Source organism: Syntrophomonas zehnderi OL-4 (assembly GCF_000983115.1).
GTDB classification, from domain to species: Bacteria; Bacillota; Syntrophomonadia; order Syntrophomonadales; family Syntrophomonadaceae; genus Syntrophomonas_B; species Syntrophomonas_B zehnderi.
The window spans coordinates 18,675-24,158 of the sequence record NZ_CGIH01000033.1; the positions used below are offsets into that span (position 1 = coordinate 18,675).

At 44.1% G+C, this 5,484-nt stretch carries 7 protein-coding genes and 3 pseudogenes; 3 read left to right on the forward strand and 7 right to left on the reverse strand.

Annotation, left to right across the window (positions count from 1 at the left end):
- From AAV90_RS14935 to AAV90_RS14670, 6 genes and pseudogenes are all read right to left on the reverse strand, one after another.
- Window positions 1-251 (reverse strand): transposase (locus AAV90_RS14935; protein WP_198142846.1); only part of this gene is annotated, 251 nt, incomplete at its 3' end.
- A 206-nt stretch (window positions 252-457) separates the two neighbouring features.
- Window positions 458-1,252 (reverse strand): formate dehydrogenase accessory sulfurtransferase FdhD, encoded by a 795-nt coding sequence (gene fdhD, locus AAV90_RS10225; RefSeq protein ID WP_157609543.1) that lies wholly within the window; start codon window positions 1,250-1,252, stop codon window positions 458-460.
- Window positions 1,253-1,380: 128 nt separating this feature from the next.
- Window positions 1,381-1,497, reverse strand: a pseudogene (locus AAV90_RS14940) (pyridoxal 5'-phosphate synthase lyase subunit PdxS); the annotation flags it as partial.
- Window positions 1,484-1,594, reverse strand: coding sequence for a homoserine O-acetyltransferase/O-succinyltransferase family protein (locus AAV90_RS15670; RefSeq protein ID WP_341363019.1), 111 nt, complete (start codon window positions 1,592-1,594; stop codon window positions 1,484-1,486). The pseudogene AAV90_RS14940 and the gene AAV90_RS15670, both read right to left, overlap by 14 nt.
- 92 nt (window positions 1,595-1,686) lie before the next feature.
- Window positions 1,687-2,763, reverse strand: coding sequence for a tRNA 2-thiouridine(34) synthase MnmA (gene mnmA, locus AAV90_RS10235; protein ID WP_046498622.1), 1,077 nt, complete (start codon window positions 2,761-2,763; stop codon window positions 1,687-1,689).
- A 179-nt stretch (window positions 2,764-2,942) separates the two neighbouring features.
- Window positions 2,943-3,324 (reverse strand): annotated as a pseudogene (locus AAV90_RS14670) (transposase); the annotation flags it as partial.
- On the opposite strand from AAV90_RS14670, the gene AAV90_RS15275 reads away from it, so the two are divergent.
- Entirely contained in the window at window positions 3,278-3,538 is a 261-nt protein-coding gene (locus tag AAV90_RS15275; RefSeq protein WP_207642058.1) for a hypothetical protein, read from the forward strand. The pseudogene AAV90_RS14670 and the gene AAV90_RS15275 overlap by 47 nt on opposite strands.
- A 185-nt stretch (window positions 3,539-3,723) precedes the next feature.
- Here the strand turns inward: AAV90_RS15275 and AAV90_RS10240 are convergent, their stop codons facing one another.
- Window positions 3,724-4,392: a 4Fe-4S binding protein gene (locus AAV90_RS10240; protein WP_046498624.1), complete on the reverse strand. Its 669-nt coding sequence runs from the start codon at window positions 4,390-4,392 to the stop codon at window positions 3,724-3,726.
- 188 nt (window positions 4,393-4,580) lie between these two features.
- Here AAV90_RS10240 and AAV90_RS10245 point away from each other — a divergent pair, with 188 nt between their 5' ends.
- Together AAV90_RS10245 and AAV90_RS15280 are read left to right on the forward strand one after the other, a co-directional pair.
- Complete coding sequence (locus AAV90_RS10245) at window positions 4,581-5,180, forward strand: Crp/Fnr family transcriptional regulator (RefSeq protein WP_198142847.1); 600 nt, start codon at window positions 4,581-4,583, stop codon at window positions 5,178-5,180.
- 115 nt (window positions 5,181-5,295) lie between these two features.
- Window positions 5,296-5,484, forward strand: a pseudogene (locus tag AAV90_RS15280) (methyl-accepting chemotaxis protein); the annotation flags it as partial.

Sequence of the window (5,484 nt, forward strand, 5' to 3'; positions counted from 1 at the left end):
TTTACGCTCAAATCCTGTATTAACTGTTCATCAGACAGGTTGTATAGATATTTTAATATTTGTATTCTTAGCATCATCTCTGGCTCTTTTGCTGGTCTGCCAAAGTTTTTACAATATCTATCTGCTAATAAATCATTAACAAAGCTAAGATCTATGGCGGAATCTATTTGTTTGAGTATGTGATTATCCGGAATCATTTGGTATAATGCGGTATAGAAGCTGTTTTGTCTAAAGACGTTTTTAACTAACATAAAAAGCATACCTCCTTTAGTTAATTTTGTTTTCGCTAACCAAATTATACCACAGGAGGGTATGCTTTTTGTGCTTTAAATGGACTTTTTCAGTGGTCTCGGACGGTTCTTCTGACACTATTTACGGGGTCAGCAATTGTTCGAGATACCGCCATTCTGTCGATCTAAGCCTATTCTTTCGGTCAGAAAGTTGAGTTATTAAAATATTAGTCCATTAATATTTTTTCCGGATGAGTATAAATACTGAACCGATTACCACGGGCAAAACCCACTACGCAAAGGTTCAGTTCTTCAGCTAATTCCAGGGTCAGCTCGGTCGGAGCTGCCCGTGACAAAATCACAGGTATGTTGCCGCGGGCGGCCTTGATCAGTATTTCGGAAGCCACCCGGCCGCTCAACAGCAGGCATTTATTGAATGTTGGCAGATCATTCAAAAAGGCATATCCCAAAACTTTATCAACGGCGTTGTGTCTTCCGATATCATCATAATGAATAATAATACCGGATTCGTCAGCTAGAACCGCACTGTGCACTCCTCCGGTCAAGCGGAAAGACTCCGCCCTTTGCTCAAGTTCAGCCATCAAAACCTGAATCTGTTTAAACGGAAGAAGCCAGTCGGATTTTACCGGCTGCAGTTGGCGGGCATCATTAATAAAATAGAGGCCGGCGCGGCCTTTGCCGCAGCAACTGGCAATATGCCTCCGCAAAAAATTATCGGTTTGCGCAATGGGTTCATAGGTCTCGATCCAAACCAGGCCATCCTCTTCGCGAAGCCGGATGTCTTCGATCTGCGAACGGGCCTTCAGCAGTCCTTCACTGAGCAGGAACCCAACGGTAAGTTCTTTTAGCCCTCCCGGAGAGCAGATTAAGGTTGCCAGTTCATTATGATTGAGAAAAACCGTTAAAGGTTTCTCGGTGACAACCGATGCTTCTTTTATCTCAACATTTTCTCCATTGAACATTAATATTTCCCGGTTTACATAAAGCGGCCAACCTGACAATTTATCGGCCTCCTTCCGAATGCCTTATTATTCCTGTAATATTTCTCTGAACAGGCGGAAGCTTTCTGCTGCCAACCGCGCACCTGCATTCTATTTTCTGCAGAAATCGATGCAATGTCCAAACCATACAGAGCTTCTCCCAGGTCTCGCGCGCCGCAGACAAAAGGTATATTGAACCGGTTTTTATCAACATGGTATTTATCGTCAGCCGGGGTAAGCACTTCACTCTCGTCAATATAATCGATAGTACAGTCCCGCTTGAGCGGCCACACTGGTATGCAGGGTAGCCCAAACATGCTTTTTGATCCATTCCAGAACTTCGGACAGTTCTGCCCAGTAAATCCGGTCTTCATAATCAAGAGAAGTTCGACGGGCGCTCCGATTATGATCATGCCGTCCATCGAAAAATACCTCTCATCCCATATCTAAAAGTTTCAATTAATTATCCTCTTTATCGTACCTCCCCCAATCACCCGCTCGCCCTGGTAAAAAACCGCCGCCTGTCCGGGAGTCAACGCCCTTTGAGGATAGTCAAAATCAATCCTGGCTTCATCTGAATTAAGGGGGGTCAACGATGCCGGCTGGGCTGAGGCGGTGTATCTGATTTTAACCTCGAGTCTGCGCTTCTCAAGCTGCCAATCCCGCGCAATATAGTTGATCTCATTAACTAAAAAGCTCTTGCCGTACAAGTCCGAATCGCTTCCCACCTTTACGGTATTGCAGTCCGGATCAAGCCCGGTTACATACACCGGGCATCCCATGGCTAAACCCAAACCCCGGCGCTGGCCTATAGTGTAATGATAAATCCCCTGGTGATAACCAAGGACAGCTCCCTTGGAGTCTACGATAGATCCAGGCCGGGGCACAAGTTTAAGGTGTTTTTCCACAAATTCGGCGTAATGTCCCTGGTCTACAAAGCAAATCTCCTGGCTCTCAGCTTTTTCCGCTACTGCCAGCCCCCATTGCCGGGCCAAATTCCTAACTTCCTCCTTGCAAAACTCTCCCAAAGGAAACAAGGTATGCTGAAGCTGCTCTTGAGTCAGGCTGTACAGCGCATAACTCTGATCTTTGTTCCGGTCTTGGGCCTTGAGCAGCCGGTATTGGCCGCTTACTTTATCATAATCGATACGGGCGTAATGACCGGTAGCGATAAAGTCGGCTCCCGTGGCCAGGGCCTTCTGCCGGAAAGAAGAAAATTTGATATAACGGTTGCAGGAAATACAAGGGTTTGGTGTTCGCCCTTGCAGATACTCCCCACAAAAATAATCAATAACCCGGGATTCGAACTCATCCCTAAAATTCATGACATAATGCGGTATACCAAGCTTCCAGGCCACCCTTTGAGCATCATTTACGGCATCCAGACCGCAGCATGTCTTATTGGGCTCTTTTACCAAAGGCCAAATTTGCATGGTAATGCCGGTAACCGCATAGCCCTGTTGTTTAAGCAAAAGGGCGGCCACCGAGCTGTCCACTCCACCGCTCATGGCTACAAATACTTTCTTGGGCAAACCTTTCTTCCTTTCCTGGCAGTTGTGTACAAGGGGGTTAGATCAAGTACTTATCTATACTAATTTTATAGGTATTATAGTGTATTTAGTAATAAATTTCAATCATTTTGGAAATAGGGGGCAAAGGTGTCAACGGGGTGTCAACGGGACGGTTCGAGATCACTGAAAAAGTAACCCTTTTAAGCCGCCCTGGCGGCTACCCACAGCCCATCAGGTAGGTTAATCTGTAACCGGCAGGATAAAAATCTCAAAATAAACGAAGATAACCCTTTTGAAGCGGATACCAGTTTGGCTATCCGCTTTAAGTTTACCGCCAGGGCTGTTAGTTTAGCCTGAATGCGGATGCTTCGTAGACCGTAGCCTTTGGCTCGGTCTAGTCCGTGGAATCGTTTTAGTTCTGCATTCTTGGGTTCGATTTTAGCTCGCTTGCGGAATTCTTGAATGAATTCCGGGGTTTTAGCTCTTTGGCTGTATTCATATAACTCTGGGGTATTTACGCTGATGGTTAAATAGCTTGCCTATCCGCTTACTTTTACCTATACATTCAATTCGTCTAGGACAGCAATCGGTCAAGACAATCACTTTATCTGAAGTCTCTTTCATAGGTGAAGATAATCTGATCTATGGCATTCAGTCCAACATCACTATTGATACAAAGAAGGGGGAAGATATTCCCGCCGGCAGCATCACCATTACTGCCAAGACTGATCATTACAAATACCATGGCATCAACATAGTCTTGCCTTCCGAAGCCCAAGGTGCTCCAAGTAAATAAAGAAATCAGATAGAAGTCATTACAAAGAGCCAGCTGTACGCGTTTTTACAGATGGCTCTTTTAATTAGGTCCCCAGAATGATACGGCTGAAAACCGTACTCAATTCGCGCCGGAATCATAGTCCTGTTTCTACTATACATGATGATTGGTTTCAATATTAAGACTTTTGCATAATAGCACAAGTCTCAATTAACTGTCGAATGCGAGTGAGAATTAACATTACGCGTAAAGGACTGCTGGCGGCCATATTTTATTGTATCCTTGGGGCAAACTTGAGTACACTGGGTACATACCAAACATAGTCCTTTATCGATAAAGGGGTAATCTCTGGGATTTTCTTTTATGATTGCCCCTGCTGGACATACCAGGCTGCATTTTTTACAGCGAATACAATTTTCTTCGTCAACAACGAAAGAGTTCCTCGCTTGTGATCCGGTTAGGTTTAAAATGGCACCATAAGGGCAGAGATATCGGTGCCAGAGAGCAGGGACGAAAAATAAGCTTAATCCTGTCCCTATAATGATCCATAGTAACAATACGGGAATTTTCTTGCCTGTAAGCAGTATGCTGAGCATGGTTGCTATAAAGATTAGTACCATGGTTACCCGTACCCATTTATTTTTTACCCAGTCCGGAATGGGTAGCCTCTCTATCCCTATTCTGCGATAGATCCCATCTACAATTTCCATGGTAGTATTAATGGGACAAAGCCAGGCACAGTAAAACCGCCCCCACCAGAGTGCGCCTGCTAAGCCAGCCAGGAATAGTAAGATCCAAATCTGCTGTTTACCCTGGATAATGAGAAAAACAAACAAGGCCAGGAAAATGATCTGTATACTACGTCTCCATTTCATTGGCTTTTATTCCTCCTTTGATCGTATCTGTATTGTGTTTTTTTCTTCATATAGATTAAACTAGTTTATAAAGAAAAAATCGGTACCCTTGGTTACCGTCAATGGGGAGTTGCATGATAAAAGAAAGCTATTTACCAGTTATCCAAACTAATCCTCTTTTTCAGAAACTGAGTCAGGAGGAACTGCTTTTGCTTGCTAATACGATGAGTCCTATTAAGGAATATAGACGGGGAGGGATTATACATCTACAAAACGAACAGTGTTCATCCTTAGATGTTATTTTAGAAGGGAACATCGTAATCCAGAGGCTGGATGAGGCTGGAAAAGTTCTTACTGTAGCCGCTTTTGCTGCCGGGGATACGTTTGGGGGTAATCTTCTTTTTGCCGACCAGAATAGATTTCCTATGACGGTGAGTGCCAGCAGTGATTGTGTCATCCTACATCTTGATAGGCAGCTGCTTGTTTATTTCTGCCAGAAAAACCAGAATTTCTTTATGGAGTTTGTCCGTACTATATCAAACAAGGCAACTCTGGTCAGCGATAAACTAAATACGGTAGCGATGAAAAGTATTCGTCAGCAGATCATTGATTTTCTGGCTAAGGAATCTGTGTTGCAGGGCTCCTTTACTATTGAGCTGCACCTGAGCAAAAAAGAATGGGCGGAAAATCTGGGTATTCCCCGTCCATCTCTTTCGCGGGAGTTGAAAAAAATGAAAGAGGAAGGGCTGATTGATTATTCCCGTAATTGGATTAGCATTAAAGATGAAGATATACTGGCTGAACTTTAGGTAAATCAGGTTAATGCTATGTTGATTATTATTACGGCAGGATACCCTTCCCTCACCGGAGTAGGTGGAGCTCCTTACCAGTATATTAGAAGCAATAGGGAGCGCTATTCTGGTATTGCCTAGACTGCATCCCATAGCCCGTTCCTTTTATGATTTCGCTCCCTTAAGAGCAGATATGTTTCCTGAAGCTGCTTTTATCTATATGACCGACTTGGAGAAAATTGCCTACCGCCATCCTTCGATAAAGTTTGATATGCCTGATTTACAGCTAGGGAATAAAATCCTTTCAGGGGGGGTTACTGGG